The organism is Roseateles sp. P5_B10 (assembly GCF_056400485.1).
This window is the reverse complement of the sequence record NZ_JBFULE010001295.1, coordinates 1-982: the sequence shown is the minus strand read 5'-3', so window position 1 is coordinate 982 and position 982 is coordinate 1. Positions and strand designations below refer to the sequence as shown.

1 protein-coding gene is annotated in these 982 nt (G+C 64.9%); it reads right to left on the bottom strand.

What is annotated here, in order from left to right; translation table 11 throughout:
* Positions 1-680 (bottom strand): serine hydrolase (locus tag AC1DU6_RS32845; RefSeq protein ID WP_477862469.1); only part of this gene is annotated, 680 nt, incomplete at its 3' end.
* Between the last annotated feature and the right edge of the window lie 302 nt (positions 681-982).

Sequence of the window (982 nt, the reverse complement as noted above, 5' to 3'; positions counted from 1 at the left end):
ACATTGACGAGCTTGGCCAGGTCAGCGGCGCTGCTCTGGTTGCGGCTCGACAGGCCGGTGGGCTCGACATAGTGGGTGTCGGCCATGCCCAGGCTCTCGGCCTTGGCGTTCATCGCGGCGACGAAGGCGTCCAGGCCACCGGGGTAGTTGCGGCCCAGCGCATGGGCGGCGCGGTTCTCGCTGGCCATCAGGGCCAGGTGCAGCATGTCGCCGCGCGTCAGCGTCGTGCCGACGGCCAGGCGGGAGCGGGTGAACTTCTCGGTGTCGATGTCGTCATCGGTGACCGAAATCTTCTCGTCCAGCGACAGCCCGGCCTCGACCACCACCAACGCCGTCATCAGCTTGGTGATGGAGGCGATGGGCAGCACGGCCTGGGGATTCTTGGAGAACAGCACCTCGTTGGTGTCCTGGTCCAGCACATAGGCCACGCTGGACTTCAGGGCCAGCGGGTCATCCACCTGGTGCAGGCCGGCAACCTGCCCGAAGGTGGGCACAGCCGAGATAACGGGTGCGACCGCCCTGCGCAGCACGACCGAGCGCACCTTGCGCGTGGGCACGGCGGCGGTTTTGACGGGAGTGCGGATGGCCCTGGATTGGGTCGTGTCGGCGGCTGCCGTGGCGGCGCCAGGCAGCGCGGCCAGGAAGGTGAGGCTCAGGAAAGCGGCGGCAAATGTCTTCAACGGAGGTCCCCAACGCAGGCGGCAGTGTACGTGACGCCAAAAGTACCGACAAGATAAGAACTTAAGTGAAATACCTCAAGTGAACTCTTGTCCCGTATTGACGGGCCGTCACCTCAGGGCTTGCCACCGGCTCTTTCGCTTCGCAACGGGCTCCAAACGCATGCAAGTAGGCCTTGGCTGACAGCGTCTGGGAATCGGGTCGGCCCCGAATACCAAGGATTGCCGCTCAGTCGATCGACCCGCTCGTTGCCTGCGAGTGCCTCTGGGCGTCATTCTCGGGCGGTAGGCTGCCTTTTGAAGCA